The organism is Modestobacter sp. VKM Ac-2984, from assembly GCF_026967985.1.
Lineage (GTDB): Bacteria > Actinomycetota > Actinomycetes > Mycobacteriales > Geodermatophilaceae > Modestobacter.
In genome coordinates, this window is the sequence record NZ_JAPVBJ010000003.1 from 357,720 (window position 1) to 382,988 (window position 25,269).

General features: G+C 72.8%; 23 protein-coding genes. 18 read left to right on the forward strand and 5 right to left on the reverse strand.

Going from position 1 to position 25,269, the window contains the following annotated elements:
- The first annotated feature begins 117 nt into the window (after window positions 1–117).
- The gene (metH, locus tag O2W16_RS08830; protein ID WP_269158444.1) at window positions 118–3,912 is read left to right on the forward strand and encodes a methionine synthase; all 3,795 of its coding nucleotides are present in this window, start codon (window positions 118–120) and stop codon (window positions 3,910–3,912) included.
- Window positions 3,913–3,948: 36 nt separating this feature from the next.
- Here metH and O2W16_RS08835 read toward each other — a convergent pair whose 3' ends face one another.
- Both O2W16_RS08835 and O2W16_RS08840 read right to left on the reverse strand, forming a co-directional pair.
- Window positions 3,949–5,304: a CopD family protein gene (locus O2W16_RS08835; protein ID WP_269158445.1), complete on the reverse strand. Its 1,356-nt coding sequence runs from the start codon at window positions 5,302–5,304 to the stop codon at window positions 3,949–3,951.
- Complete coding sequence (locus O2W16_RS08840; RefSeq protein WP_269158446.1) at window positions 5,301–5,849, reverse strand: copper resistance CopC family protein; 549 nt, start codon at window positions 5,847–5,849, stop codon at window positions 5,301–5,303. Before O2W16_RS08840 ends, O2W16_RS08835 begins: the two co-directional genes overlap by 4 nt.
- A 330-nt stretch (window positions 5,850–6,179) precedes the next feature.
- On the opposite strand from O2W16_RS08840, the gene O2W16_RS08845 reads away from it, so the two are divergent.
- From O2W16_RS08845 to O2W16_RS08855, 3 genes are all read left to right on the forward strand, one after another.
- Window positions 6,180–6,956 (forward strand): hypothetical protein, encoded by a 777-nt coding sequence (locus tag O2W16_RS08845; RefSeq protein ID WP_269158447.1) that lies wholly within the window; start codon window positions 6,180–6,182, stop codon window positions 6,954–6,956.
- 78 nt (window positions 6,957–7,034) lie between these two features.
- A complete protein-coding gene (locus tag O2W16_RS08850) occupies window positions 7,035–7,739 on the forward strand; it encodes a class F sortase (RefSeq protein WP_269158448.1) in 705 nt (234 codons plus the stop codon).
- 36 nt (window positions 7,740–7,775) lie between these two features.
- On the forward strand, window positions 7,776–8,513 hold the full coding sequence (locus O2W16_RS08855; RefSeq protein ID WP_269158449.1) for an HAD family hydrolase: 738 nt from the start codon (window positions 7,776–7,778) through the stop codon (window positions 8,511–8,513).
- Window positions 8,514–8,569: 56 nt separating this feature from the next.
- On the opposite strand, the gene O2W16_RS08860 is transcribed toward O2W16_RS08855, so the two are convergent.
- The gene (locus tag O2W16_RS08860) at window positions 8,570–9,529 is read right to left on the reverse strand and encodes a RecB family exonuclease (protein ID WP_269158450.1); all 960 of its coding nucleotides are present in this window, start codon (window positions 9,527–9,529) and stop codon (window positions 8,570–8,572) included.
- Window positions 9,530–9,611: 82 nt separating this feature from the next.
- Here O2W16_RS08860 and O2W16_RS08865 point away from each other — a divergent pair, with 82 nt between their 5' ends.
- Window positions 9,612–10,559 carry a tRNA (adenine-N1)-methyltransferase gene (locus O2W16_RS08865; protein WP_269158451.1) on the forward strand — a complete coding sequence of 316 codons (948 nt, stop codon included), beginning with the start codon at window positions 9,612–9,614 and terminating at the stop codon, window positions 10,557–10,559.
- A 167-nt stretch (window positions 10,560–10,726) separates the two neighbouring features.
- Complete coding sequence (gene arc, locus O2W16_RS08870) at window positions 10,727–12,517, forward strand: proteasome ATPase (protein ID WP_269158452.1); 1,791 nt, start codon at window positions 10,727–10,729, stop codon at window positions 12,515–12,517.
- Between the two features lie 50 nt (window positions 12,518–12,567).
- On the opposite strand, the gene O2W16_RS08875 is transcribed toward arc, so the two are convergent.
- Window positions 12,568–13,416: a hypothetical protein gene (locus O2W16_RS08875; protein WP_269158453.1), complete on the reverse strand. Its 849-nt coding sequence runs from the start codon at window positions 13,414–13,416 to the stop codon at window positions 12,568–12,570.
- Between the two features lie 43 nt (window positions 13,417–13,459).
- Here O2W16_RS08875 and dop point away from each other — a divergent pair, with 43 nt between their 5' ends.
- From dop to O2W16_RS08910, 7 genes are all read left to right on the forward strand, one after another.
- Window positions 13,460–14,965, forward strand: a complete 1,506-nt coding sequence (gene dop / locus O2W16_RS08880; protein WP_269158454.1) for a depupylase/deamidase Dop — start codon at window positions 13,460–13,462, stop codon at window positions 14,963–14,965.
- A gap of 105 nt (window positions 14,966–15,070) precedes the next feature.
- A complete protein-coding gene (locus tag O2W16_RS08885; RefSeq protein ID WP_269158455.1) occupies window positions 15,071–15,280 on the forward strand; it encodes a ubiquitin-like protein Pup in 210 nt (69 codons plus the stop codon).
- 106 nt (window positions 15,281–15,386) lie between these two features.
- Complete coding sequence (locus O2W16_RS08890) at window positions 15,387–15,935, forward strand: endonuclease VII domain-containing protein (protein ID WP_269158456.1); 549 nt, start codon at window positions 15,387–15,389, stop codon at window positions 15,933–15,935.
- A 112-nt stretch (window positions 15,936–16,047) separates the two neighbouring features.
- Window positions 16,048–16,890: a proteasome subunit beta gene (gene prcB / locus O2W16_RS08895; protein WP_269158457.1), complete on the forward strand. Its 843-nt coding sequence runs from the start codon at window positions 16,048–16,050 to the stop codon at window positions 16,888–16,890.
- Between the two features lie 3 nt (window positions 16,891–16,893).
- Window positions 16,894–17,811 (forward strand): proteasome subunit alpha, encoded by a 918-nt coding sequence (gene prcA / locus O2W16_RS08900; RefSeq protein WP_269158458.1) that lies wholly within the window; start codon window positions 16,894–16,896, stop codon window positions 17,809–17,811.
- A 59-nt stretch (window positions 17,812–17,870) separates the two neighbouring features.
- Window positions 17,871–19,229 (forward strand): Pup--protein ligase, encoded by a 1,359-nt coding sequence (pafA, locus tag O2W16_RS08905; RefSeq protein WP_269158459.1) that lies wholly within the window; start codon window positions 17,871–17,873, stop codon window positions 19,227–19,229.
- A 368-nt stretch (window positions 19,230–19,597) separates the two neighbouring features.
- The gene (locus O2W16_RS08910; RefSeq protein WP_269158460.1) at window positions 19,598–20,347 is read left to right on the forward strand and encodes an SDR family oxidoreductase; all 750 of its coding nucleotides are present in this window, start codon (window positions 19,598–19,600) and stop codon (window positions 20,345–20,347) included.
- A 130-nt stretch (window positions 20,348–20,477) separates the two neighbouring features.
- Here the strand turns inward: O2W16_RS08910 and O2W16_RS08915 are convergent, their stop codons facing one another.
- A complete protein-coding gene (locus O2W16_RS08915) occupies window positions 20,478–21,596 on the reverse strand; it encodes a DUF3866 family protein (protein ID WP_269158461.1) in 1,119 nt (372 codons plus the stop codon).
- Between the two features lie 75 nt (window positions 21,597–21,671).
- Between O2W16_RS08915 and O2W16_RS08920 the strand changes: the two genes are divergently transcribed.
- The 5 genes from O2W16_RS08920 (at window position 21,672) to tatC (ending at window position 25,254) form a co-directional block, all read left to right on the forward strand.
- Window positions 21,672–22,649 (forward strand): helix-turn-helix transcriptional regulator, encoded by a 978-nt coding sequence (locus tag O2W16_RS08920; protein WP_269158462.1) that lies wholly within the window; start codon window positions 21,672–21,674, stop codon window positions 22,647–22,649.
- Window positions 22,646–23,611, forward strand: a complete 966-nt coding sequence (locus O2W16_RS08925; RefSeq protein WP_269158463.1) for a helix-turn-helix transcriptional regulator — start codon at window positions 22,646–22,648, stop codon at window positions 23,609–23,611. The genes O2W16_RS08920 and O2W16_RS08925 overlap by 4 nt, the downstream gene beginning before the upstream one ends.
- Before the next feature lie 51 nt (window positions 23,612–23,662).
- Window positions 23,663–23,869: a hypothetical protein gene (locus tag O2W16_RS08930; RefSeq protein WP_269158464.1), complete on the forward strand. Its 207-nt coding sequence runs from the start codon at window positions 23,663–23,665 to the stop codon at window positions 23,867–23,869.
- Between the two features lie 103 nt (window positions 23,870–23,972).
- A complete protein-coding gene (tatA, locus tag O2W16_RS08935) occupies window positions 23,973–24,299 on the forward strand; it encodes a Sec-independent protein translocase subunit TatA (protein ID WP_269158465.1) in 327 nt (108 codons plus the stop codon).
- Between the two features lie 43 nt (window positions 24,300–24,342).
- Entirely contained in the window at window positions 24,343–25,254 is a 912-nt protein-coding gene (gene tatC / locus O2W16_RS08940; protein WP_269158466.1) for a twin-arginine translocase subunit TatC, read from the forward strand.
- The last annotated feature ends 15 nt before the right edge of the window (window positions 25,255–25,269 follow it).

Here is a 25,269-nt window from a genome sequence, read left to right on the forward strand (position 1 = left end):
AGTGAGACGATGGGGGCGCTGTTCGAGGACGACGAGGTCGCTTGCCCGTCGGAGTTGCCAGGGCCCTGGCGCCGGACGCCTCCGTGACCGTGCCCGATCGACGACCGAGGACTGCCTGTGCCTGTCTCCCCGCACGTCCGCCCCGACGCCTCGTCTGCGCTGACCACCCTGCTCGAGCAGCGGATCCTGGTGCTCGACGGGGCGATGGGCACGGCCATCCAGCGGGACCGGCCGGACGAGGCCGGGTACCGGGGCGAGCGGTTCGCCGACTGGCCCACCGACGTCCAGGGCAACAACGACCTGCTCAGCATCACCGCCCCGGAGCTCATCAGCGGCATCCACCGGGAGTACCTCGAGGCCGGCGCCGACCTGATAGAGACCAACACCTTCAACGCGACCCGGATCTCGCTGCTCGACTACGGGATGTCCGACCTCGCCTACGAGCTGAACGTCGCCTCCGCCCGGCTCGCCCGCGCCGCCTGCGACGCGGTCAGCACACCGGAGAAGCCGCGCTACGTCGTCGGTGCGCTCGGCCCCACCAGCCGGACGGCGTCCATCTCACCCGACGTCAACGACCCCGGCGCCCGCAACGTCAGCTACGACGAGCTGGTCGAGGCCTACCTGGAGCAGGCCAACGGGCTGGTCGACGGCGGGTCGGACGTGCTGCTGATCGAGACGATCTTCGACACGCTGAACGCCAAGGCGGCGGTCTTCGCGCTGGAGACGCTGTTCGAGGAGCGCGGCCGCCGCTGGCCGGTGATGATCTCCGGCACGATCACCGACGCCTCCGGGCGGACCCTCTCCGGGCAGGTCACCGAGGCCTTCTGGCACTCCGTCCGGCACGTCAAGCCGCTGCTGGTGGGGCTGAACTGCGCGCTGGGCGCGGCGGAGATGCGGCCCTACATCGCCGAGATCTCCCGGATCGCGGACACCTTCGTCTCCTGCTATCCCAACGCCGGGCTGCCCAACGCCTTCGGGGAGTACGACGAGTCGCCGGAGGAGACCGCGGCGGTCGTCGGGGAGTTCGCCGAGAGCGGCTTCGTCAACGTGGTCGGCGGCTGCTGCGGCACCACGCCCGCGCACATCGCCACCATCGCCGGTGCGGTCGCCGGCCGGGCGCCGCGGACGCCGGTCGAGGTCGCCCCGGCGCTGCGGCTGTCCGGACTGGAGCCGCTGACCGTCACCGAGGACAGCCTGTTCGTCAACGTCGGCGAGCGGACCAACATCACCGGCTCGGCCCGCTTCCGCAACCTCATCAAGGCCGGCGACTACCCGGCCGCGCTCGCCGTCGCCCGCCAGCAGGTCGAGGCCGGTGCGCAGGTCATCGACGTCAACATGGACGAGGGGATGATCGACGGGGTCGCGGCGATGGACCGCTTCCTGAAGCTGGTCGCCACCGAGCCGGACATCTGCCGGGTGCCGACGATGATCGACTCCTCGAAGTGGGAGGTCATCGAGGCCGGGCTCAAGTGCGTCCAGGGCAAGGCGATCGTCAACTCCATCTCGCTGAAGAACGGCGAGGAGGAGTTCGTCACCCAGGCCCGGCTGTGCCGCAAGTACGGCGCCGCAGTCGTGGTGATGGCCTTCGACGAGGACGGCCAGGCCGACAGCCTGCAGCGCCGCAAGGAGATCTGCCGGCGGGCCTACGACGTCCTGACGAACGAGGTCGGGTTCCCGGCCGAGGACATCATCTTCGACCCGAACGTCTTCGCCGTGGCCACCGGCATCGAGGAGCACGCCACCTACGGGCAGGACTTCATCGAGGCCACCCGGTGGATCAAGCAGGACCTGCCCGGCGCGCTGGTCTCCGGTGGCGTCTCGAACGTCTCCTTCTCCTTCCGCGGCAACAACCCCGTCCGCGAGGCGATCCACGCGGTCTTCCTGTTCCACGCCATCGCCGCCGGCATGGACATGGGGATCGTCAACGCCGGCGCCCTGGAGGTCTACGACGAGGTGCCGGAGCTGCTGCGCGAGCGGATCGAGGACGTCGTCCTCAACCGCCGCCCGGACAGCACCGAGCGGTTGCTGGAGATCGCGGCCGACTTCGCCGGCGACGGGGCGGCCAAGGAGGTCGCCACCGAGGAGTGGCGGTCCCTGCCAGTGGGGGAGCGGATCACCCACGCCCTGGTGAAGGGGATGGACGAGTTCGTCGAGGGCGACACCGAGGAGCTGCGCGCTGAGATCAGCGCCCGCGGTGGCCGGCCCATCGAGGTGATCGAGGGGCCGCTGATGGCCGGCATGAACGTCGTCGGCGACCTGTTCGGGCAGGGGAAGATGTTCCTGCCCCAGGTCGTGAAGTCCGCGCGGGTGATGAAGAAGGCCGTGGCCTACCTGATCCCGTTCATCGAGGCGGAGAAGCAGCCCGGCGACGTCGAGCGCAGCAACGGCAAGGTCGTGATGGCCACCGTGAAGGGCGACGTCCACGACATCGGGAAGAACATCGTCGGCGTCGTCCTGCAGTGCAACAACTACGACGTCGTCGACCTGGGCGTCATGGTGCCGGGCCAGCGGATCCTGGACGCCGCCAAGGCCGAGGGCGCCGACGTCATCGGGCTCTCCGGGCTGATCACCCCGTCGCTGGACGAGATGGTGAACCTGGCCACCGAGATGGAGCGGCAGGGCTTCACCATCCCGCTGCTGATCGGCGGGGCCACCACCTCCCGCGCGCACACCGCGGTGAAGGTCGCGCAGAAGTACTCCGGCCCGGTGATCTGGGTGAAGGACGCCTCCCGGTCGGTGCCGGTGGTCGCCGCGCTGCTGTCGCACGAGCAGCGCCCGGCGCTGCTCGCCCAGACCGACGCCGACTACGCCGCGCTGCGGGAACGGCACGCGGCCCGGCAGGACACCCGGAAGCTGCTCCCGCTGGCCACCGCCCGCGCGGCGGCGACCCCGATCGACTGGAGCGCCCACCACCCGCCGCGGCCCCGGATGCTGCTGCAGCAGACCAAGGACGTCTGCGCCGGGCCGAGCTGCGACCACCGGCACGGGGTGGCCACCCAGTTCGTGCGGAGCTTCGCCGACTACCCGCTCGCCGAGCTGCGCGAGTACATCGACTGGCAGCCGTTCTTCAACGCCTGGGAGATGCGCGGCCGGTTCCCCGACATCCTGCACAACCCGACCACCGGTGAGGCGGCGCGCCGGCTGTACGAGGACGCCCAGGCGATGCTCGACCAGGTCGTCGCCGAGCGCTGGCTGCGCGCCAGCGGTGTGTTCGGGCTGTTCCCGGCCAGCCAGGTGGACGGCGACTCCATCGAGATCTACACCGACGAGTCGCGCACCGCCGTCCGGGCGACCCTGCACCAGCTGCGGCAGCAGACCGAGGGCCGGGACGGGTCGCCGCGCAAGTCGCTGGCCGACTTCGTCGCGCCCCGGGCGACCGGGCTGCGCGACCACGTGGGCGCCTTCGCCGTCACCGCCGGCCTGGGGTCGGCCGAGAAGGTGGCCGAGTTCAAGAAGGCCAACGACGACTACAACGCGATCTTGCTGGAGTCGCTGGCCGACCGGCTGGCCGAGGCGTTCGCCGAGCGGCTGCACGAGCGGGTGCGCACCGAGTTCTGGGCCTACGCCCCCGACGAGCACCTGGACGCCGACGGGCTGATCGCGGAGAAGTACGCCGGCATCCGCCCCGCGCCGGGCTACCCGGCCTGCCCCGAGCACACCGAGAAGCAGACGATCTGGGAGCTGCTCGACGTCGAGGCCGCCACCGGCATCCAGCTCACCGAGAGCATGGCGATGTGGCCGGGGGCGGCGGTCAGCGGCCTGTACTTCGCCCACCCGGAGTCCCGGTACTTCGTGCTCGGTCGGATCGGCCGCGACCAGGTCGAGGACTACGCCCGGCGCAAGGGCTGGACCGTGGCCGAGGCGGAGCGGTGGCTCTCGCCCAACCTCGGCTACCGCACCGAGGACGAGTGAAGGACCCCGGCCCCGGTGCTGGCGCCGGGGCCGGGGTCACTCGACGACGAGGACGTCGGTGTACGTCATTGCGTGGGCACTGGTGAACCGGTACTCGCCCGGCTGGTCGGGTGCGGGGAAGGTGAGCAGCGTGCCGGCGGGGACGGCGACGTCGAACGAGCCGTCGTCCGCGGTGATCGTCACCGGCTGACCGCTGGCGTTGTGCACGGTCACCCGCGACCCGGCGGCGACCGGGCCGGCCACGTGGAAGCGGTCCTCGTCGACCAGGACGCCGACGGAGAGCTCGCCGTGGTCGTGCCCGGCCATCGGGTCCGCGGCCGCCGGTGCCGCAGTGGCTGACGGCACCGCAGCGGCGACCGGGGGAGGGGACGCCGCGAGCGCGACCGCCAGCGCGACGGTCGCCAGCAGCACGGCCGTCTCCACGACGGCCAGCCGCCGGAAGGCGCCCGGCCGCCCCGCCCGCAGCTGCGGCAGGGTGCGCCGCCGGTGCTGCCAGCCCAGCAGGCCCACGACGGTCAGCCCCAGCGTCTTGCCGAGCAACAGCACGCCGTAACCGGTGCCCAGGGCGGCGACCACGGCCCCGGCTCCGCCCAGGACGACGCCGGCCGCCAGCACCCCGGAGACCGCGGTGGCCCCGAAGCACCCCAGCGCGACCGCGCTGTACCGCCCGGCGGCCGCCGGCGCGCCCCGGCCGTACCGCAGCAGGGCGCCCAGCCCGCCGACCCACAGGCTCGCCGCGACCACGTGCACGGCCAGCGTGGTCACCGCGACCAGGTGGTCCTCGGCGGCGGAGGAGTGCCCGCTGAGCACCACCGGGACGACCAGCGCGGCCAGCGCACCGGCCAGCAGCAGCCGCGCACCCCCGCGGCCGGTGCCGGTCCGGGCCGCCACCGCGAGCACTCCGGTGATCCCGGTGACCAGCAGCACGGCACGGCCGGCGCCGGTGTCGAGGAGGAACACCCGGACCGAGGAACCGTCCAGCGCGGTCGGGGCCACGCCCACCAGCCGGCTGACGGTGAGCAGGCCGCCGAGCAGGGTCGCCACCGCCCAGGCCAGTGCCCACGCCGATGCCGACGCCACGGCGCGCCCCGCCTGTGGGGTCGGGTGACCGGCCCCCGCGGGCAGCAGGACGGCGGCGAACAGCAGGGTGCCCACCGTGCCGACCGCGGCGATCCGGCCGGCCAGCGTGACCACCGGCCCACCCCACTCCACCAGCAGCCCTGCCTCGCGCAGCCCGGAGGCAGCCGGAGCCGCCGGGCCGCTGCCCACGACGATCGCCCAGCCCAGGACCGCGACCAGGCCGACCACCGCAGCCGTGGCCGCCGGCACCCGCGACCGAGGCCGCTCCGGCGCGCTCAGTTCCTGGTCCGGGCGGACCACGGTGCTGGTCACCGCCGGCTGCGCAGCCGACCGAGGACCAGCGCAGCCGCCGCCCCGAGGGCCAGCACGCCACCGACCAGCCAGCCGACCGGGAGCGCGGGGTCGGCCGGCGCGGCTGCCACCGCTGCGGGTACGGGTCCCGGCGCGGGCGTGCTCCCCGCGGCGACGGTGAAGTCCCAGGTGCCGGTGAGCGGGTGCCCGTCGGAGGAGGTGCTGCGCCACTGCACGGTGTAGCCCCCCGCGGGAAGCTCGGCGGTCAGCGACTGAGTGACGGTCGTGTCCTGGATCCCGGCGGCGCCGGTGGACACCACGGCGCGGTCCGGGCCGAGCACCAGCACCTCGGTGCCCAGCGGCAGCGGCGTCCCGCTGAACTCCAGCTCCACCGAGGACGGGGCCGTGGGCACGGCGGCGCCGGCCGACGGGCTGCTGCGCACGAGCGCGTCGTGTGCCCGGGCGGGAGGCGCCCCGACGCCCAGGAGCAGCACGGTCAGCACCCCCACCAGCAGCACCGGCCCGGGACGCGGACCGGCGATCGGGAGGGCGCGCAGAACAGTCATGCCCGTACTTCGTCCGCGACCGCTCTTCCGGTTGGTCCGGCCCTGTCCCCGCGCGGACGAGGCCCGGACTCCCACCCGCTGCAGAGCCCGGCCTCAGGAAGTTTCTCGGGGCGCAGTGAACCGATCCGGCACCACCCTCCGAATGCAGGGTGGTCAGCGCGACAGCGGGGTGATCCCCGCTGGGGGATCCGCCGGCTGTCCGGGGTCGACAGACCTGTTCCGCGGCGGGGGCGACGATGCGCCCGCCGACAGACCGGACGAGCGGTGTCAGCCGCCGTCCGCTGCTCCACCTCACGGTGGGTGCGGCACTCCGATCACGAGGAGCACACCTTGCGCAAGGCACACGCATTCCCGGCCATCGCCATCGCCGCCGCAGCGTTCCCGCTGCTCACCATGAGCACCGCCTTCGCCCACGAGGGGGCCACCAGCTACCAGGCCGACCTCGGCGCGGTGAACCAGTCCGGCGTCAGCGGCACCGGCATGGTCACGCTGGACGGCAACACGGCCACGGTGATGGTCGAGGCATCCGGGCTGCTCGCCGGTTCGCCGCACGCCCAGCACTTCCACATCGGCGCCCTGGGCGAGTGCCCGACCAACGACCTGGCGGACGACGCGGACGGCGACGGCTTCGTGAGCGTCACCGAGGCCGCCAAGTACTACGGCGCCATCGGCACCTCGCTGACCACCACCGGCGACACCAGCCCGGACAGCGGCCTGGCCATCGACCGCTTCCCGACCGCGGACGACGGCACGATCAGCTACGAGCGGACCTTCGAGGTCACCGACGACGTCCACGCGGCGTTCGAGGCGGGCACGGCCGTCCTGGTCGTGCACGGCATCGACAAGGACGGCTCGGGTGCCTACGACGGTGACGTCATGAGCGACCTCGACCCGTCGCTGCCGATGGAGGCCACCGCCCCCGCCGCCTGTGGCGCGCTCGAGGTGGCGCAGATGGGTGCCACGCCGGCCGGTGGCGCCGAGACCGGTGCCGGCAGCACCTCCGGTACCGAGAACACCGCCGTGATCGGCGTCGGCGTCCTGGCCGCCGCCGGTGCCGCGGGTGCCGGTGCGATCGCCTACCGCCGTCGTCAGGCCGAGCAGGCCTGATCCGGCTCCGGGTCGCGCGGGGAGGGCTGACCTCCCCGCGCGACCCGGCCCCCACCCACCCACTCGGAAGGACCCCCGGTGAGCGAGCAGAGCAGCCGTCGGCCCGGCCCACGGACGTGGACGGCGCTGGCCGTCGCGCTCGTCGTGGTCGCCGTCGTCGCCGTCGTGGTGGCGGTGAGCGGACAGCAGCAGGCCCCGCAGCCGGCTGCCGCTCCCAGCCAGGGGGAGAGCTCGACGGCCACGGGGACCCCCGCCCCGTCGACGTCCGATTCGGTGGCTGCACCTGCTGAGCCCGCGGTCCCGGCCTCCGACGAGCAGGTGGCCCAGCCGGTGTCGGTCAGCATCCCGAGCATCGAGGTGAGCAGCGACCTGCTGCGCCTGGGCCTCAACGACGACGGCACCGTCGAGGTGCCGCCGCTGGGCCCGGACGACCAGGCCGGCTGGTACGAGCGTGGCCCGGCTCCCGGCGCCACCGGCCCGGCGGTCCTCCTCGGGCACGTCGACTCGGCCGAACACGGGCCCGGGGTCTTCTTCGACCTCGGTGCGCTGCAGCCCGGCGACGAGGTGGAGGTGGCCCGCGCCGACGGCACGGTCGCCGTGTTCGCCGTCGACCGGGTGGAGCGCCACCCCAAGGACGACTTCCCGACCATCGCCGCCTACGGGAACACCCCCGACGCGCAGCTGCGGCTGATCACCTGCGGTGGCGACTTCGACTCCTCGGCCCGCAGCTACGAGGACAACGTCATCGCCTTCGCGACCCTGGTCCGCACCGAGCCGGCCTGATCGGTCCCGACACCCCCTCCTCCCTAGACTCGAGGGGTGTCGGTGACCTCGGAGCACGACCCGTCCGGATCGATGCAGTCACTGCAGGCGGTGCTGTTCGACATGGACGGCACGCTGGTGGAGACCGAGGAGCTGTGGGGCGAGGCGATGGCCGCCCTCGCCGTCCAGCTGGGCGGCGTGTTCTCCGCCGCCGCGCGGGAGCAGACCGTCGGCACGTCGATGCGGGTGGCCATGGGCGTGCTCTACGCCGACCTGGGCATCGAGCGCAGCGAGGAGCAGCGCCGCACCGACGCCGGCTGGGTCGAGGAGCAGACCGCCGTGCTGATGACCAGCCGCGGGATGCCGTGGCGCCCCGGCGCCCGGGACCTGCTCGTCGCGGTGCGGGACGCCGGCCTGGCCACCGCACTGGTCACGACGACGCCGCGCCGGATCGCCACCCTGGTGATCGACCAGATCGCCGGGGACCTGGGGAGCTCGCCGTTCGACCTGACCGTCTGCGGGGACGAGGCGCCCGCCCGCAAGCCCGACCCCGCGCCCTACCTGCAGGCGATGCGGTCACTGGGCGTGGACCCGGCTGGTTCGGTCGTCATCGAGGACTCCCAGGTCGGGGTCACCGCCGGGCTGGCCTCGGGTGCCACGGTGCTCGGCGTGCCCTCGTTGCAGTCACTGGAACCACTGCCGGGACTGACCCTGCGGTCGTCTCTCGTCGACCTGACCGTCGCCGAGCTGCGTCGACTGGTCGAGCTGCGGGACCTGGCGCCCACGACGGCCTGACTGGCTCGATGCCGGTCATTACAGCGACCGCATCGAACCAGGCCCGGGACGCTCGGTCAGTCGCTGGCGGCGAGCGGCAGGGCCGTGCGCCAGCCTGCGGCGGCCGCAGCGTCGGCCGGGAAGGGCGGGGGAGTGCCACCGAAGGCCGGACAGAGCGCCTGGTGGTCGCACCAGCTGCACAGCCGGCTCTTGTTCGCCCGGAAGTCACCGGTCGCGACCGCGCGCTCGATGGCGGCCCAGATCGCCTGCAGGGTGCGCTCGAAGCGCAGCAGCTCCGCCTCGTCGGGGGCGTAGGTGAGCGCGTCGCCGTCCTTCAGGTACAGCAGCTTGAGCTGTGCGGCCACCACGCCCCGGGTGCGCCAGAGGACCAGCGCGTAGAACTTCATCTGGAACAGCGCCTTGGCCTCGAAGGCCTCCCGCGGCATCCCGCCGGTCTTGTAGTCGACCACCCGCAGTGCACCGGTGGGGGCCACGTCGAGCCGGTCGACGTAGCCGCGCAGCAGCAGCCCGTCGGGCAACGTGACCTCGACTAGCTCCTCGCGGCCGTGCGGCTGGATGCGGGTCGGGTCCTCGAGCCGGAAGTAGGTCTCCACCAGCTCACCGGCCGACGCGAGCCACGCCTCCAGGCTCTCCTTCTCCGCCGGCTGCCCCTCCGCGGCGACCTCGAACAGCTCGGCGACACCCGGCTCCTCGCGCAGCTCGTCCCAGGCCGGCGCCACCAGCGTCTGGGCGGCCGCGACGGTGCGTTCGGCGGCCGGCAGGTCGTAGAGCTTCTCCAGCACCGAGTGCACGAGGGTGCCCCGGACCGCGGCCCGGGACTTCTTCTCCGGCAGCCGGTCGATGGTGCGGAAGCGGTACAGCAGCGGGCAGGACTTGAAGTCCGCGGCCCGGGAGGGCGACAGGGACGGCCGCCGGGGGGCGGAGTCCGCGGCCGTCGTCCGTGCTGGTGCGGCACCCGGGGTGGCCTCGGCGGACCCGTCCGTCCCGGGCGCTGCCGTCTCGGCCGTCAGTGACATGGCCCCGAGGTTAGGTCGTGCCCCCGACAGTTCCGAGTGCGCGCGCCGAGGGCGCACGCCGCCGTCCGTACCCTCGTCCCACGTGGACGTACAGCAGCAGCAACCCGCCGACGAGACTCCGACCGCGACCGAGGTGCTCGCCGACGTGCCGCTCGAGCCCGTGGTGGTCGAGGGCGAGCCGGCCCCGACCGAGAGCCCCGAGCCGGTCGACGGCGCCTTCCGGGTCGGGGACCGGGTGCAGCTGACCGACCCCAAGGGCCGGCACCACACCGTCGTCCTCGAGCCGGGCAAGGAGTTCCACACCCACCGCGGCGCGATCAGCCACGACGAGCTGATCGGTGCTCCCGAGGGCTCCGTCGTCCACTCCTCGGCGAACACCGGCTACCTGGCGCTGCGCCCGCTGCTGGCCGACTTCGTCCTCTCCATGCCGCGCGGCGCACAGGTGATCTACCCCAAGGACGCCGCCCAGATCGTCGGCTTCGGCGACGTCGGCCCCGGCATGCGCGTGCTGGAGGCCGGCGCCGGCTCCGGTGCGCTGAGCTGCTCGCTGCTGCGCGCCGTCGGGTCGACCGGCAGCCTCACCAGCTACGAGCGGCGCGAGGACTTCGCCGACGTCGCCCGCGGCAACGTGGGCGCGTTCTTCGGCGAGGTGCCCGAGAACTGGTCGCTGCGGCTGGGCGACCTGGCCGACCACCCGGCCGCGGAGGTCGTGGACCGCGTCGTCCTGGACATGCTCGAGCCGTGGGCCGTGCTGCCCACCGTCGCCGCCGCACTGCGCCCCGGCGGCGTGCTGATCGGCTACGTGGCCACCACCACCCAGCTGTCGACCTACGTGGAGGCGCTGCGCGCCCAGGGCGTGTGGACCGAGCCCTACGCCTGGGAGACCATGCTGCGGCCCTGGCACGCCGAGGGCCTGGCGGTCCGCCCGGAGCACCGGATGGTCGCCCACACCGCCTTCCTGGTCACCGCCCGCCGGCTGGCCGAGGGGGCCGTCGCGCCGATGCGGCAGCGGCGCAAGAAGCTCGCCTGACGCCCCACCTGACACCCCACCTGACACCTCGGCCGACGCGGCCGGTACGTGTCGGGGGGATGACGTCCGGGCCCACGCCGCGCACCCGTTCCGAGCGTGCGGCGCCGTCACCTCCCGCGTGTATAGATTGGCGTCCTGGCTCCCCCCGATGTGTGTGGAGGTGCGCGATGGGCCCCGGTACTGGCACTGGCCCCGACGAGTTCCGAGCGCGGCGTGAGCGTGACGTCGCCTCCCTGGTCAGTCAGATCTCCTACCTCGAGGAGGAGATCAGCCTCCTTCGACGCAAGGTCACCGACAGCCCGCGCCAGGTGCGCGCGCTGGAGGAACGGCTCGCCGAGGCGGAGGGCCGTGCGGCCTTCCTCTCCGAGCGCAACGACAAGCTGGCCGGCACGCTGCGCGACGCGCGCGAGCAGCTGGTCACGCTCAAGGAGGAGGTCGAGCGGCTGGGGCAGCCCCCGTCCGGCTACGGCGTCTTCCTGGAGCGGTTCGAGGACGGCACCGTCGACGTGTTCACCAGCGGCCGCAAGCTGCGGGTGTCGGTGTCGCCGGCCGTCGAGGTCACCGAGTTGATGCACGGCCAGGAGGTCATGCTCAACGAGGCGATGAACGTCGTCGCCGCCCGCGGGTTCGAGCGGGCCGGTGACGTGGTGATGCTCAAGGAGCTGCTGGAGCCGCTGCCCGGCATGCCGCGCCGTGCCCTGGTCATCGGGCACACCGACGAGGAGCGGGTCGTCCACCTCGCCGACTCCCTGGAGGGGCAGCCGCTGCGCAGCGGTGACTCCCTGCTGCTGGAGTCCCGCTCGGGCTACGTCTACGAGCGCATCCCGAAGAGCGAGGTCGAGGAGCTCATCCTCGAAGAGGTCCCCGACATCGACTACTCCGACATCGGTGGGCTCTCCCGGCAGATCGAGCAGATCCGGGACGCCGTCGAGCTGCCCTTCCTGCACGCCGACCTGTTCCGGGAGTACGAGCTGCGCCCGCCGAAGGGCATCCTGCTCTACGGCCCGCCCGGCTGCGGGAAGACGCTCATCGCCAAGGCGGTGGCCAACTCGCTGGCCAAGAAGGTCGCCGAGCTCAACGGCGACTCCGACCGGAGCCAGGGGAAGTCCTTCTTCCTCAACATCAAGGGCCCCGAGCTGCTGAACAAGTACGTGGGGGAGACCGAGCGGCACATCCGCCTGGTGTTCCAGCGGGCCCGGGAGAAGGCCAGCGAGGGCACGCCGGTCATCGTCTTCTTCGACGAGATGGACTCGATCTTCCGCACCCGCGGGTCGGGGGTCTCCTCCGACGTGGAGAGCACGATCGTGCCCCAGCTGCTCAGCGAGATCGACGGCGTCGAGGGCCTGGAGAACGTCATCGTCATCGGCGCCTCCAACCGCGAGGACATGATCGACCCGGCGATCCTCCGCCCGGGCCGTCTGGACGTGAAGATCAAGATCGAGCGGCCGGACGCCGAGGCCGCGCGGGACATCTTCACCAAGTACCTGACGACGACGCTGCCCATCCACGCCGACGACCTGGCCGAGCACGGCGGCAGCCGCGAGGCGACCATCGCCGGGATGATCCAGAGCACCGTCGAGCGGATGTACACCGAGACGGAGGAGAACCGCTTCCTGGAGGTCACCTACGCCAACGGTGACAAGGAGGTCCTGTACTTCAAGGACTTCAACTCCGGGGCGATGCTGCAGAACATCGTCGACCGGGCGAAGAAGATGGCGATCAAGGACCGCCTGGAGACCGGCGTCGGCGGCCTGCGGGTCGGGCACCTGATGAACGCCTGCGTCGACGAGTTCAAGGAGAACGAGGACCTGCCCAACACGACCAACCCCGACGACTGGGCGCGGATCTCGGGCAAGAAGGGCGAGCGGATCGTCTACATCCGCACGCTCATCAGCGGCAAGGGCGCCGACAGCGGCCGCGCGATCGACACGGCGACCAACACCGGCCAGTACCTGTAACGACGCTGCACCGGCGGACCGGACCCGGAGACGGGCCCGGTCCGCCGGCGTCAGGTCAGGCGCGCGACGAGTCCGCGCAGGTGCGCGCCGCCCGCGGCCGCGTAGCTGGCCCCGGGGACGGTGCGCACCGGGTAGGGGCGGTCGAGTGGCGCCCGTGGGCCGACGTCGACGTGCGTGACGTCGGCGCCGAGCCCGTGAAGGTGGTCGGCCATCGCGTAGTCGGAGCGGGAGTCCCCGACGGTGTGCCAGCCGGCGGGCAGCGGGCCGTCCTCCCGGAGCAGGTCCAGGGCGCGGCTGGCGCCGAGCGCCTTGCCCGCCCGGACCGACTCCACGTCGGTGGCGATCACCGAGGGGTCGATCCGCCACGGCGTCCGGCCGTCCGCGTCGGGTCGGAGCTGGTCGCCCAGCCGGATGCCCAACCCGGCCGCCGACAGCCGTGCGGCGAGTTCGGCGTCGAAGCGCTGCTGCCACTCGGCGAAGCAGGCGGCGGAGACGTCTGTCCGGGCCTCGACGGTTGCCATCGTCCGCTTGCTCGTGTCGACGAACATCGCCTCGCCGTACTCGCCGCCGACCAGCTCGGCCAGGACGGCGTGGCAGACCTCGGGGACGGCGAGCCCCGGGTCGACGTGGACCTCCCCGACGCCGGCCGTGGTCCACAGGCCGCCCTTCTCGCAGACGGCGTGCAGGCGGGCGTCGTCCGGCAGCCCTGCGGCGACGAGCGGGTCCAGCAGCCGCTCGCCGACGAAGTCCACCGACCGGCCGGTGTTCAGCACGACGGGGACGCCGGCGGCCAGCAGCCGCCGCAGGTCCGCCAGCAGGAACGGGTCGACGGCGCGCGTCTCCGGACTGGCGAGGGGGCCGTCGACGTCCAGCAGGAGTCCCAGCGGTGGCGTGCTCACCGGCCCATCCTGCCGACGAGCGGCCGCGGCCTAGGGTTGGGGCATGAGCGTGCGTCGGGTCATGGGCACGGAGCTCGAGTACGGCATCTCGGTGCCGGGGCAGCCAGGGGCGAACCCGACGACGCTGTCGAGCCAGGTGGTGAACGCCTGGGCGGTGGCCGAGGCGCCGACGCCGCGCCGGCCGCGCTGGGACTTCGAGGAGGAGTCGCCACTGCGGGACGCCCGCGGCTTCGACCTGTCCCCGGCGCAGGCGCTGGACCACAACGACCTGGACGACGACTCGGGGATGGCGAACGTCATCCTCACCAACGGGGCCCGGCTCTACGTCGACCACGCCCACCCGGAGTACTCCACGCCGGAGGTCACCAGCCCGCGCGACATCGTGCTGTGGGACAAGGCGGGGGAGCAGGTGATGGCCGAGGCGGCCCGCCGCGCCGCCCGCGTGCCCGGCACCCAGCCAATCCAGCTCTACAAGAACAACACCGACGGCAAGGGTGCCTCCTACGGGGCGCACGAGAACTACCTGATGAGCCGGTCGACGCCGTTCATCGACATCATCCGCGGCTTGATCCCGTTCTTCGTGACCCGCCAGGTGTTCGCCGGCGCCGGCCGGGTCGGGATCGGCCCCGAGGGCCGCACCGACGGCTTCCAGCTGTCCCAGCGCGCCGACTTCTTCGAGGTCGAGGTGGGCCTGGAGACGACGCTCAAGCGGCCGATCATCAACACCCGGGACGAGCCGCACGCCAACCCCGACGACTACCGCCGGCTGCACGTGATCATCGGCGACGCGAACCTCGCCGAGCTGTCGACCTACCTCAAGGTCGGGACGACCTCGCTGGTCCTCGCCATGATCGAGGCGAAGGCGCTCAGCCAGGACCTCACCATCGAGGAGCCGGTCGAGGCGTTGCAGGCGATCAGCCACGACCCCTCGCTGACCCACCGGGTGCGGCTGCGCGACGGCCGCCGGCTGACCGCGATCGAGGTGCAGCGGGAGTACCTGGCCCAGGCGCAGAAGTTCGTGGCCGACAACGGGGACGACGACGAGCAGACCGCCGACGTGCTGGCCCGGTGGGCCGAGGTGCTCGACGAGCTGGCCGTCGACCCGATGCGGCTGGCCGACCGGCTGGACTGGCCGGCCAAGCTCCGGCTGCTGGAGGGGTACCGGCAGCGCGACGGCCTCAGCTGGGGCGACGCCCGGCTCAAGTTGGTCGACCTGCAGTACTCCGACGTCCGCCCGGACAAGGGGCTCTACCACCGGCTGGTGGCCCGCGGCTCGATGCAGCGGCTGCTCACCGACGCCGAGGTGACCGAGGCGATGACCCACCCCCCGTCGGACACCCGGGCCTACTTCCGCGGCGAGTGCCTGCGCCGCTACCCGGGTCAGGTCGCTGCGGCGTCGTGGGACTCGGTGGTCTTCGACGTCGGCCGGGAGAACCTGGTGCGCATCCCGACCATGGAGCCGCTGCGGGGCACCCGGGAGCACGTCGGCGCGCTGTTCGACGCCACCTCCACCGCCGCCGAGCTGGTCGACCGGCTCACCGCCCGCTGACCCGCGGCCGCCCTGCGACGGCGCGGCCGCGCGAGCGGCGGACTGTCACACGGCGCGGGTAGCTTCTGCCTCAGCACGACCCAGCAGCGAGCTCTGGAGGGCGAGATGGCCACGAGGGACACCGGCGGGCAGCAGAAGGCCACGCGCACGCGGGAGGAGACCGAGGAGGTCGAGGCGTCGGTCGACACCGAGGCCGCCGAGCGGCGCCAGGAGATGACCGACGACGTCGACTCGATTCTCGACGAAATCGACGGCGTCCTCGAGGAGAATGCTGAGGAATTTGTTAGGAGCTATGTACAAAAAGGAGGCCAATAGCCATTCTATTGGCCATTAAAGAATGGTTGACTCGAAATACTGTAAGGACTGTGGTGAGGTCCGACCAGCAGGAGAGTTCACGTCCGACCGCCGGAGGGCTGACGGCTTGAGCTTCTACTGCAAGGTCCATGCTCGCCGACGCCACCTCGCCGCCAAGGACGCTCGACGAGGACCGCCACGCTCCAGACACCGGCGCGAGACGGTGGTCGGCGAGGGGGAGAAGTGGTGTCCGGACTGCTCACTGGTGAAGCCGATCAGTGACTTCGTCCGCAATTCCAGCCAATCTTCCGGCCGTTCGGCCTACTGCAAGCCGTGTCACAACGCCCGGGGCAAGGCCTCGAAGGAGAAGGTCGGCGGATCGCGGACATACCATCTCCAGCGGCGGTACGGCATCACGGCCGTCGAGGCGGACGCCATGCTGGCCGACCAGGGCGGCCTCTGCGCCATCTGCGCCAAGGCGCCGGCGGCGCACGTCGACCACGACCACGACAGCGGCGCTGTCCGGTCCCTCCTGTGTTTCAACTGCAACGGCGGGCTGGGGCAGTTCAAGGACGACCCCGCGCTGCTCCGGGTGGCGGCCCGATACGTCGAGTCGGATCACGCCGGCCAGCTGGTCGGCCCGCCGCCGGGCCAGCAGTGGTGGCCGACCGACTGACCGGCCCGCCGGTAGGGTCGGCGGGGCGTCGGCCCGGCAGCTCCGCGGCCGCCCGGCGCAGCAGAGACAGCAGCACGGACCGCCGTCGGACGACGGCAGGAGAGGCGGATGGGTGACCGAGACGTCAGCTGGTCGGAGCGGGTTCCCGCCCGCGTACCTGGACCGGGTGGGCTCCTCGTTCACCGACTTCCTGGGCACCACCGCCCCCGACCTGCTGCCCGGCCGGCGCACCGTCCCGACGGTGTCCGTGGCTGACCTGGCCCCGCACGCCACCACGATCGTCGCCGCCACCTTCGACGGCGGGGTGCTGATGGGCGGCGACCGCCGGGCGACCATGGGCAACCTGATCTCCAGCCGGGACATCGAGAAGGTCTACGCCGCCGACTCCTGGTCGGTGATCGGCATCGCCGGCGCCGCGGGCATCGCGATCGAGATGGTCCGGCTCTACCAGGTCGAGCTCGAGCACTACGAGAAGATCGAGGGGATGACGATGTCCCTCGACGGCAAGGCCAACCGCCTCGCCGCGATGATCCGGGGCAACCTCGGCGCCGCCATGCAGGGCCTCGCCGTCGTCCCGCTGTTCGCCGGCTACGACCTCGACGCAGCCGAGGGGGTCAGCCCCGGCCGGATCTTCAGCTACGACGTCACCGGCGGGAACTACGAGGAGCGCGGCTACGCCTCGGTCGGCTCCGGCTCGCTGTTCGCCCGCAACTCGCTGAAGAAGACCTGGCGCCCCGGCCTCGCCGCCGACGCCGCCACCCGCACGCTCGTCGAAGCCCTCTACGACGCCGCCGACGACGACTCCGCCACCGGCGGCCCCGACACCGTGCGCCGGCTGTACCCGATCGTCTACCGGGTCGACGCCGAGGGCGCCGTCCGGCTCCCGGACGACGAGGTCGCCGCCATCGCCACCACCATCGTCGCCGAGCGCTCGGCCGTAGACGGGCAGGGCTGAGCCATGACCATGCCGTACTACGCCTCGGCCGAGCAGGTCATGCGCGACCGCTCGGAGTACGCCCGCAAGGGCATCTCCCGCGGTCGCAGCGTCGCCGTCCTCACCTATGCCGACGGCGTGCTGTTCATCGCCGAGAACCCCAGCGCCACGCTGCACAAGGTCAGCGAGCTCTACGACCGGATCGGGTTCGCCGCGGTCGGCCGCTACTCCGAGTTCGAGAGCCTGCGGGTGGCCGGCATCCGGTTGGCCGACGTCCGTGGCTACTCCTACAACCGGCGGGACGTCACCGGCCGGGTCATCGCCAACGCCTACGCGCAGACCCTCGGGGCGGTCTTCACCGAGCAGATGAAGCCCTTCGAGGTCGAGCTCTGCGTGGCCGAGGTGGGGGAGGACTCCAGCTCCGACCAGCTCTACCGGCTCACCTTCGACGGGTCGATCGTCGACGAGGCGTCTTTCGTGGTCATGGGCGGGCAGGCCGAGGCGGTCAGCAACCACCTGCGCGAGCACTACACCGCCGGCATGAGCCTGGAGCAGGCCCTGCGGGTCGGCGTCCGCGCGCTGTCCGCGGTCAGCCCGGTCACCGCGGCCAACGGCGGGGCGCACGACCAGCTGCCCGCCGAGCAACTCGAGGTGGCGGTCCTGGACCGGCGGCGTCCCAAGCGGGCGTTCCGTCGCGTCGTCGGTGCCGCGCTGACCAACCTGCTGTCGGACCAGCAGACGGCGACCGAGCCCACCGAGAGCCCGGCCGAGGCGGCCGCCACCCACGCTCCCACCGTGCCGGCGCCGGGCACCCCCGCCGGTCTGGGCGACCCGGCGGCCGTCGACACCGCCGGCGGCACCGAGCAGGCCTCCGCACAGCCCCGCACGCAGGACGGCGTCGGCGGCGGCACCGACGGCGAGACCCCGGACCGCGAGCAGTGAGCGGCGCGGCGCACTCGGGACACGAGCCGAGTGCGCCGCGGACGCCTACGCTCGGCGAGGTGGAGCGACGGATCTTCGGCATCGAGACCGAGTACGGCGTCACGTGCACCTTCAAGGGGCAGCGCCGCCTCTCACCTGACGAGGTCGCCCGCTACCTGTTCCGCCGGGTGGTCTCGTGGGGCCGCAGCTCGAACGTCTTCCTGCGCAACGGCTCCCGGCTGTACCTGGACGTGGGCAGCCACCCCGAGTACGCCACCGCCGAGTGCGACGACGTCACCGAGCTCGTCGTCCACGACAAGGCGGGGGAGCGGATCCTCGAGGGGCTGCTGATCGACGCGGAGCAGCGCCTGAACGAAGAGGGCGTCACCGGCGACATCTACCTGTTCAAGAACAACACCGACTCGGCCGGCAACAGCTACGGCTGTCACGAGAACTACCTGGTCGGCCGGCACGGTGAGTTCAGCCGGATGGCCGACGTGCTGATCCCGTTCCTGGTCAGCCGGCAGATGGTGGTCGGCGCAGGGAAGGTGCTGCAGACCCCGCGCGGCGCGGTCTACTGCGTCAGCCAGCGGGCCGAGCACATCTGGGAGGGCGTCTCCAGCGCCACCACCCGGTCGCGGCCGATCATCAACACCCGCGACGAGCCGCACGCCGACGCCGAGAAGTACCGCCGGCTGCACGTCATCGTCGGCGACTCGAACATGAGCGAGACGACGACGCTGCTCAAGGTCACCATCACCGACCTGGTGCTGCGGATGATCGAGCAGGGCGTGGTGCTGCGGGACATGACCCTGGAGAACCCGATCCGGGCCATCCGGGAGATCAGCCACGACCTGACCGGACGGCGCAAGGTCCGGCTGGCCAACGGCCGGGAGATGTCGGCCCTGGAGATCCAGCAGGAGTACCACGACCGCGCCGCCGAGTTCGTCGACCGCGAGGGCTACGGCCCGGTGCACCGGCAGATGCTCGAGCTGTGGGGGCGCACCCTCAAGGCCGTCGACAGCGGTGACCTCTCGCTGATCGACCGGGAGATCGACTGGGCCATCAAGCACCAGCTGCTCCACCGGTACATGGCCAAGCGCGACCTGACGCTGTCCAGCTCCCGGGTCGCCCAGATGGACCTCGCCTACCACGACATCCGCCGCAACCGCGGCCTGTACTACCTGCTGGAGAAGGCCGGCCAGGTCGAGCGGGTCGCCCACGACCCGGCGATCTTCGAGGCCAAGAACGTCCCCCCGCAGACCACCCGGGCCAAGCTGCGCGGTGAGTTCATCCGCCGCGCCCAGGACAAGCGCCGGGACTTCACCGTCGACTGGGTGCACCTCAAGCTCAACGACCAGGCGCAGCGCACGGTGCTGTGCAAGGACCCGTTCAAGTCCGTCGACGAACGGGTCGAGAAGCTCATCGCCTCCATGTAGGCGGCAGGCCACCCCGCCTCGGCCACCCGCCGGGGCGGGGTCGGTCATGCCCGCTCCCGGCCGGGTCCGGAGCGGCGCACGCGCTCGACGAGCGGTGTCACTGCGGCAACCCTGCAGGTGAACGGCCAGGCGACACACAGCGCGGGTCCCTGACCGGGAGCCACGTCGGTGGCGCCGTAGCTCCCACACGGTCCGGCGCGCCGCCACCCATGGGCCGTCTCAGACCGTTATCCCCAACTGGGGCGCGCCGATCACAGAAAGACGAAATACAGCACCAGCGACCAGGTCCGCCGTCACAGGACAGCTCTGCGCACCGCCGGACCGACAAGACGGTCGCCCGCTCTGAGCGCGGCGACCAGACTGCCGCGGTGGGCACCGCACTCGTCACCGGCGTCAGCCGCCGCAGCTCCATCGGCTTCGCGATCGCCCGGCGGCTGCTGGACCGCGGCGACCGGGTCGTCGTCCAGTCGTGGGCGCCGCACGACGCCGACCAGCCCTGGGGCGGCGACGACCTGGCCGCCGTCCTGGCCGAGCTGGGGGACCCGCCGAACGTGGTCGCGGACCTGGCCGACCCGGCTGCCCCGGCGCAGCTGGTCGCGGCCGCCCGGGACGCCGTCGGGCCGCTGACCACCCTGGTCGCCGCGCACGCCCGCAGCGCCAACGGCCGGCTGGCCGAGGTCACCGCCGCCGAGGTCGACCTCTGCTTCGCGGTGAACACCCGGGGCAGCCTGCTGCTCACCCAGGCCTTCGCCGCCCAGCACGAACCCGCCGCCGGCCCGGGCGCCGTCGTCCTGTTCACCTCCGGCCAGCACCGGGGACCGATGTCCCGTGAGCTGCCGTACGCGATCAGCAAGGGCGCGATCCAGCAGATGACGCTGTCCCTGGCCGACGAGCTGATCGACGTCGACATCACCGTCAACTGCCTGAACCCGGGCCCGACCGACACCGGCTGGGCCGACCCGGGCGAGCAGGAGACCGTGACCCGGCTGATGCCGCGGGGCCGCTGGAACACCGCAGCGGAGGCGGCCGCCGTCGTCGCCTGGCTCACCGGCCCGGACGCTCGCTCGGTCACCGGCCAGACCATCGACGCAGAGGGCGGGTTCCGCCGCTCGGGCTGAGCCGGTCACCGCCGGCGGTGACCAGGTGGGTCACCGCCGTCTTGTGACCGTTATCCCCAACTACGCGCCTACCACGCTGGTCAACGGCCACTGCCCGCGCCAAGGGCGCGGTCTCTCCACGCGTGCGTTCTCAGGGGAGGGGCGGGCCGAACAGGAGCAGCTGGGCGGCGAACCGTCCGGCCGCGGCTGCGGCCAGGAAGTAGGCGCGGTCCTCGGCCAGGCCGCGGCCCATCGTCGACAGCCGCACCGGCGAGGCGGCCAGGGCGTCTTCCAGGCCGACCGAGTCCACCCACTCCACCGGGTTGCGCTCCGGCTGCCCGGCCAGGTCCTCCTCGACCTGGGTGCCCAGGTCCGAGCCCAGCCCGCGGGGTGCGACGAGGGTGACCCCGCCCATCGCGACCCGGCCGAAGGCGGTCAGCGAGTGGTGGGAGACGCCGCGGTGCCGGGGGCGGGGGTCGGCGTCGGAGATGCGCAGCGCACCGACGGCCCGCCCGCCGAGCACGTGCACCGCGTTGCAGGCCTCGCCGGCGGCGACCCCGGAGAAGCCCCACGGCGTCCCGGTGCCCAGGTTGCCGGGGCCCTGGGTGACGATCGTGACGTCGGCCCGCAGCACGTGCCGGGCGGCCAGCAGCCCGGTGTGCACCGTGACCGCCTCCACGTCGCCGCCGAACGCCTGCCCGACGGTGACCACCCCGGCCAGCGAGCCGGCCAGGGTGTCCAGGGTCCGGGAGAACGCGGCGGGCAGCGCACCCCCGTCGGTCATCACGTAGGCCACGCGCAGCGCCGGGTCGGTGACGTGCACGCCGGCCAGCACCGCGGGCAGCGCGGAGTGCAGGTCGGCGACGACCACCGGCATGCCGTCGAGGTCCTCGGCGCCGGCGATCGTCTCGTGGTGCGGCGTCTCCTGCTCGTCGACGCCTTGCACGGTCACCTGCAGCGGCGAGTAGCGGCCCTTCACCAGGTGCCCGGGGCCGGTCGGGTCCGGCGGCAGCCGGTCGGGGACGGCGACGACGAGCGCGTACCCGCCGGTGCCCAGCCGCTGCGCCCAGGCGGTGGTGTTCAGCAGCACCTCGTCGTCCACCTGGGGCAGCCCGACCAGGGAGGGGTGCGCCAGCGCCTTCAGCGTGCCGTCCTCGGGGACCTCGACGGTCAGCTCCTGCGCGTCCCGCCACGACCGGCCGAGTGCGGTGACCCGGCCGCGGCGCCAGCGGATCCGGGAGCCGGGGGCGGGAGACGGTGCATCAGTCACCGGGGGAGGCTAACCAGCGAGGGCGCCGGCCGCTGTGCACTGAGGCCCCTGGCCGCTGAGCACTAGCCTGTCCCCGTGGCAGCCAAGCGGGCAGAACGACTGGTCAACCTGGTCATCGCCCTGCTCGGGACCAGGCAGTACGTCTCGGCGGCGAAGATCCGCTCGATCGTCCCCGGCTACGAGCCCGACGACGGCACCGACCGCGCCGACGAGGCGTTCAAGCGGATGTTCGAGCGGGACAAGGCCGAGCTGCGGGAGATCGGCGTGCCCCTGGAGACCGGGCGCACCAGCGCCTTCGACACCGAGGACGGCTACCGCATCGCCCGGGCCGACTACGAGCTGCCCGAGATCACCCTGACCGGGGAAGAGGCGGCTGCCGTGGGGCTGGCGCTGCGGCTGTGGCAGTCCGCGCAGCTCGCCGGCGCCGCGCAGAGCGCCCTGGTGAAGCTGCGTGCCGCCGGGGTCGAGGTCGACCAGTCCCGCGGCCTGTCCATCCAGCCGCGCCTGGACGCCGGTGAACCGGCCTTCGAGCCCTGCTACGCGGCGGCGCGTGACCGCCGGGCGCTCGCCTTCGACTACCGCCGTCCCGACGAGGACACCGCCAGCCGCCGCCGGGTGCAGCCGTGGGGGCTCGTGGCCTGGCACGGCCGCTGGTACCTGGTCGGCCACGACCTGGACCGGCAGGCGACCCGGGTGTTCCGGCTGTCCCGGGTCACCGGGACGCCGCGGGCCAGCGGCCCGACCGGTGCGTTCGAGCCGCCGGCCGACCTCGACCTCGCCTCGGTGGTGGCCGGCTCGGAGCGGCGGGAGGAGCAGCTCGTCGTCGTCCGGGCCCGGCCGGGCACCGCGATCGGCCTGCGCCGGCACGCCACGCCGCTGGGGCCCGCGGACGACGGGGACGACCGGCTGGAGCTGCGCACCACCACGCCCTGGGCGCTGGCCGACCAGCTGGCCGCCTACGGGCCGGACGTGCTGGTGGAGGCCCCGCAAGGGATGCGCGAGGCGGTTGTCGAACGGCTCAGCCGGCTCGCCGCCGTGGGGGAGCGGGCATGACGGCCCCCAGCACGGCCGAGCGGATGACCCGGCTGCTCGCCCTGGTGCCCTACCTGACCGCCCGCCCCGACGGGGTCCGGCTGGCCGACGCGGCCGCCGACTTCGGGGTCACCGAAGCCCAGCTGCGCCGGGACCTGGACCTGCTCTGGGTCTGCGGCCTCCCCGGGCACGGCCCGGGCGACCTCATCGACCTGGCCTTCGAGGGCGACCGGGTCCGGATCACCTTCACCGCCGGGATGGTCCGCCCGCTGCGGTTGTCCACCGACGAGGCGGTCGCGCTGATCGTCGCGCTGCGCACCCTGCTGGAGCTGCCCGGGCTGGCCGAGGGAGAGGCGGTGAGTCGGGCGCTGGCCAAGGTCTCGGCCGCGGCCGGGCACCCGGCGGAGGCGCGGGCGCCGGTGGCGGTCAGCGTCGACGCCCGCGCGCAGTCCCTCGCCGTCGTCCGCGAGGGGGTGGAGCGGCACCGCGCCCTGCACCTGCACTACTACGTGCCCAGCCGGGACGAGCGCACCGAGCGCACCGTCGACCCGATGCGGCTGCTGCTGGTCGACGGCCACTGGTACCTGGAGGCGTGGTGCCGGAACGCCGAGGGCGTCCGGCTGTTCCGGCTGGACCGGATCGACGACGTCGCCGTGCTCGACGAGCCGGCCGCGCCGCCGCCCCAGGCGCACGAGCGCGACCTGGCCGAGGGGCTCTACCAGCCCGGCGCGGCGGAGCCGCTGGTCCGGCTGCGGCTGGCCCGCACCGCCCGCTGGGTCGCCGACTACTACCCGGTGGAGGAGCAGACCGAGGTGACCGACCCGCCGGGTGGGCTGGCGGTCACGGTCCGGACGTCGGACCTGTCCTGGGCCCGCCGCCTGGTGGCCTCGCTGGGCGGGGCGGCCACGGTCGACGAGCCGGTCGAGCTCGCCACCCAGGTCGCCGAGGCGGCCCGCGCCGCACTGGCCCGGTACGCGGACTGACCGGCAGCTCACCCAGCGCCCGGGAGGGCCGCGCCGGTTAGGCTCCGCCCCGTGCTGCTGACCGTGTGGATCGTCGTCCCGGTGCTGGCCCTGCTGGTGCTCGGCGTGCTCGGGTACGGGTTGTTCGGTGCCGCCGGGCGGCTGGACGGCGAGCTGCGGGCGCTGGAGCGCGACGTCCGCCCCGTGCTGGCCGAGGTCCAGGCCGCCGCGGAGAAGGCCGCCGCCCAGCGCGCGGACCGGTCGGAGACCGACGACTGAACCGGAGGTGGACGGCGTGGGTACAGCCGTCCGCAGCCCTGGACCCACGGAGTTCCGGGCGTAGAGTCAGCTTGGCACGCCCCCCACGACTCGGAGGAGTCCGATGAACCTCGGCCCCATGGAGATCGGCCTCATCATCCTGGCCGTCCTGCTGCTCTTCGGTTACAAGAAGCTGCCCGACGCCTCCCGCTCGATGGGCCGTTCGATGCGCATCTTCAAGAGCGAGATGAAGGGCATGAAGGACGACGACGTGCGCGCCAAGGACGAGGCCCGCACCTCCCCGGTCACCGGCGAGATCGTGGCCCCCGCGGTGAACCCGGGCGCCGTCGACTACGAGGCCGAGGCCGCCGCCGCCGAGACCCGCGCCGCCGAGATGCGGGCGCGCGCGGAGCAGGTGCGTTCGTCGGCATCCGCCGACGGCACGCGCTGACCCGCACCACCGACTGCTGCCGCCCGTGACCCTGGCAGGGCGAGTGCGTGACCGCCGACCGCGGCGTCCCGAACGGGACGCCGCGGCGACGATGAGCCTCATCGGCCACCTCCGTGAGTTCCGCAACCGCGTGGGCATCGCGCTGTTCTTCGTGCTGATCGGTACGGCGGTGGCGTTCTGGTGGTACGAGCAGGGCCTGGGGGAGTTCATCCGGGCGCCCTACTGCGGTTTGGCGGCGGACGACCGCGGACTGCCCACCCAGGCCGACGGCGACTGCGACCTGCTCGTCATCGACGTCCTCGGCGGTGCGCTGATCCGGCTGAAGATCAGCTTCATCGTCGGTGTGGTGCTGTCCGCGCCGTTCTGGCTGTACCAGGTGTGGGCCTTCCTCACCCCGGGGCTGAAGAAGAGCGAGAAGCGCTACGGCGTCGCGTTCGTGGCGGCGTCCAGCAGCCTGTTCGCCCTCGGCGCGGCACTGGCCTACATCGCACTGGCCAAGGGCCTCGAGCTGCTGATCGGCCTGGCCGGCGACGGCGTCACCGTCGCGCTGACCGCCCAGGAGTACGTCGGCTTCGTCATCTCGTTGCTGGTCGCCTTCGGGGTGAGCTTCGAACTGCCGCTGATCGCGGTCGTGCTGAACCTGATCGGCGTCCTCTCCTACAAGACGCTGTCCAAGAGCCGGCGGTGGATCTACTTCCTCACCATCGTCTTCGCCGCGTTCATCACCCCCACGCAGGACCCGTTCACCATGTTGCTGATGGCCGCGCCGATGTGCGTGCTGTTCGAGATCGCGATCCAGATCGCCCGGTTCGTGGACAAGCGGCGGGCCAAGCGGGAGGCTGCGGAGGGCCTGGCCGGGCTGGACGACGACGAGGCCTCGCCGGAGATCGAGGCGGCCAGTCCGCTGGACACCACCCCGAGCCCGATCGACGAGCCGGAACACCTCCGGCGCTGAGCCGGTCGACCGCGG

Excerpts from the sequence above, each read along its gene's own strand:
- O2W16_RS08840 (WP_269158446.1), bottom strand. The coding sequence starts at position 5,849 with ATGACTGTTCTGCGCGCCCTCCCGATCGCCGGTCCGCGTCCCGGGCCG.
- O2W16_RS08860 (WP_269158450.1), bottom strand. The coding sequence starts at position 9,529 with ATGTCACTGACGGCCGAGACGGCAGCGCCCGGGACGGACGGGTCCGCC.
- arc (WP_269158452.1), top strand. The coding sequence starts at position 10,727 with ATGGGCCCCGGTACTGGCACTGGCCCCGACGAGTTCCGAGCGCGGCGT.
- dop (WP_269158454.1), top strand. The coding sequence starts at position 13,460 with ATGAGCGTGCGTCGGGTCATGGGCACGGAGCTCGAGTACGGCATCTCG.
- O2W16_RS08885 (WP_269158455.1), top strand. The coding sequence starts at position 15,071 with ATGGCCACGAGGGACACCGGCGGGCAGCAGAAGGCCACGCGCACGCGG.
- prcA (WP_269158458.1), top strand. The coding sequence starts at position 16,894 with ATGACCATGCCGTACTACGCCTCGGCCGAGCAGGTCATGCGCGACCGC.
- O2W16_RS08925 (WP_269158463.1), top strand. The coding sequence starts at position 22,646 with ATGACGGCCCCCAGCACGGCCGAGCGGATGACCCGGCTGCTCGCCCTG.
- tatA (WP_269158465.1), top strand. The coding sequence starts at position 23,973 with ATGAACCTCGGCCCCATGGAGATCGGCCTCATCATCCTGGCCGTCCTG.